We start from the raw sequence: 2,699 nt of genomic DNA, 5'->3' as shown, positions 1-2,699 counted from the left end.
TGGTGCGGCTGGCAGGAATTGAACCCACGACCCCTTGGTTCGTAGCCAAGTACTCTATCCAGCTGAGCTACAGCCGCCTAAGACAAGATTATAGCAGGGCTTTGCAGAATGGCAAAGGGCGTGGCGGCACTATTTCACAATTGACGCCCTTCCCGGATTTCAGCGGCCGAGCCGCCCCGCTCACTTGCATCTTTCATCACATTTATTTTCTGACTGCGGCGCAAAACCGACAGGTTTATTTCTTCTTAGTCATTATCAATACATCCAGGAAAAATAAATTGCTATTCATGGAAAACTTTGAGAATGTTTACTAGCAGTAATTTCAATAAAAATACCAAGGGGATGTCATGAAAATAAAATTGCATAAATTGCCTCTGGCCGCCGCCTGCGCGGCCACCTTCCTGCTGGCCGCCTGTGGCGGCGGCAGCAGCACCCCGGCCGACCCGGCGCCGCCAGTTCCCCCCGTTGCGCCCGTCCCGCCGGTGCCGGCAACGACGGTCAGCGGCACGGCCGCCGTCGGCGCCCCCATCACGGGCAGCGTGGTGGCCATCGATAGCAAGGGCAAAGTGTCCGTGGCGGTCAACACCGGTGCCGGCGGTGCCTTTACCGTCGACGTGGCCGGCATGACGGCGCCCTTTTTCCTCAGCATCACCGGCACGTCCGGCGGCAAGCAGGTGACGCTCAATTCCATCGCCACCGCAGCGGGGCAAACCGTCAACATCACGCCGCTGACGGACCTGATCGTCTCCACGGCGTCGGGCCAGCCCGGCGGCACCGCCCTGGCCGCCGTCTGCGCACCCGTCGCCAATGCGGTCCCGGCCGCCTGCACCGCGGCGCTGGCCACGGCGGCGACCCAGCAACGGCTCGATGCGGCCGTGGCCGCCGTCGTTGCCATGATCAAACCGATTAATACCGGCAATACCAATCCGCTGACGGGCGCCTTTGCGGCCAACGGCACGGGTATGGATGCCGTGCTGGACCAGATCCTCGTCGCGCCCGCGGAAGCGCAAGGCGCCATGGCCACCGTTACCCTGATCGCCACCAACAGCGCGCTGGGCAGCGTAACCTTGCCCGCTGCCGCCGGCGGCGCGCCGACCATCCCCGCAGCGACGCCGCCATCGGATGCCGACTTGCTCAAGGCGACGGCCGCGGCCAGTGTCTTGCCGGAAATCCGCGCCTGCATGGCCTCGCTCAGCGCGCTGTATCCGAAGACGGGCTTCGTCGTGCCGTCGACGGCGGCCGTGTCGCCGTTCATCGACAGCAGCTTCAACATGGGCGCGGCAGTGGGCCAGGCGGACATCCTGACCGCCCTGACCAGCGCGGACCAGGCCGCCCACGCGGGCCTGACGATCGAGGCGCTGGGTTTGTCCAGCGTCAGCATGCAGCCCTTGAGCAGCAATGAAATTGCCACGCTGACATCCAGCAGCAGCACCTCGACGACGCGCGTGGCCGACTTCATCGGCAATCGCCTGGGCGCCGGGGCGACGGCCATCGCCTTCGCCGCAGGCAAGCCCAGCAGCGCATGGGTGCAGTTGCGGATAGGAAACGATGCGGGCATGCTCAACTGGCAACTGGTCAAGACCAGCGACACCAGCGGCTGCGCCGGCGGCTGGAAACTGGCCGGCAGCGGCCATCTGGACATGCACATGAATGCGCGCATCCAGCGCAGCGTCGATAGCGGGGGCACGGCCAGCTTTGCGCGCGAATGGGCCGCGCACGTCGAGCTCGACACCGTGCTGCAGGAAAATCCGGCCGTCAACAAGATCGACGTGCGGGGACCGGGCCTGACGACGTTCGGCGACTTCCAGATACCGGGCACGGCCGGCAGCAAACTGCAGCTGATCCTGCCAGCGACCGGCTACACCCACATGCGGATTGCCGACAGCAATGGCGCCGCCAGCACTTTCTACAATAACGCGGAAGCGATCCAGAGCTGCCAGGATCTGGCCAGCCTGCCCGCCAATACGCCGGGCCTGGGCGCGGGTACGGCTTGCATCGACGAAACGAAAGTGGCGCCTGGAAAAATCTACGTGTGGACCCTGAAAACGCCGAATGGCCCCGTCAGCGCCTTCCCGTTCCAGATCAATGCCGTGCCGCTGTCGAAAGCCTTTGCCAAGGCCAACCAGGCCAGCCTGTTCGCCACGCTCACCAGCATCACGCCGGCGAAACTGTCGTCCATCCCCGCCGCCGCCCTGCTCGACGGCGCGGTGACCTTCCATTACACGCAATCGGCCACCTACGGCTCGAAAATGGATAATTGCGGCCTGTATTTGTTCAATGGCGCCACGCCGGTGCTGAATGCGGAACAAAATGCAGTTGGACAAGAAACCGCGTGCACCTTCACGAGCTCGGGGTTGAATGCGCTGGCCTCGAACGTGGCGGACCCGGCGCAGTCCGGCGCTTCGCTGTTCAAGTTCACCGGTCCCGTGACACATGGCGGATTGTGGGTGACCACCATCGTCCTGGGCAACCAGGCGTCGTCGGGCCAGCCTTATCCGAATTGATACGGCCTGGCCACTGAAGCGCGCCGCGCTGCTGGCGGCGTGTTTCAAGCGACAGTTTGACTGGACGAAAAAAAACCCGGAAAGCGAACTTTCCGGGTTTTTTTCACTACTGCTGATACTGGTGCGGCTGGCAGGAATTGAACCCACGACCCCTTGGTTCGTAGCCAAGTACTCTATCCAGCTGAGCTACAGCCG

At 63.3% G+C, this 2,699-nt stretch carries 1 protein-coding gene and 1 tRNA gene; one reads left to right on the top strand and one right to left on the bottom strand.

Features of this window, described 5'->3' with window-relative positions; translation table 11 throughout:
- Positions 1 to 77 (bottom strand) — tRNA-Arg (locus tag AC07X6_RS28485).
- A 270-nt stretch (positions 78 to 347) separates the two neighbouring features.
- Here AC07X6_RS28485 and AC07X6_RS28480 point away from each other — a divergent pair.
- Positions 348 to 2,504 carry a hypothetical protein gene (locus tag AC07X6_RS28480; protein ID WP_494793212.1) on the top strand — a complete coding sequence of 719 codons (2,157 nt, stop codon included), beginning with the start codon at positions 348 to 350 and terminating at the stop codon, positions 2,502 to 2,504.
- Positions 2,505 to 2,699 lie beyond the last annotated feature (195 nt).

The sequence above is a fragment of the Janthinobacterium sp. GW460-12-1-14-LB5 genome (assembly GCF_059423585.1).
This window is presented reverse-complemented; position numbering and strand designations above follow the sequence as displayed.

Excerpts from the sequence above, each read along its gene's own strand:
- AC07X6_RS28480 (WP_494793212.1), top strand. The coding sequence starts at position 348 with ATGAAAATAAAATTGCATAAATTGCCTCTGGCCGCCGCCTGCGCGGCC.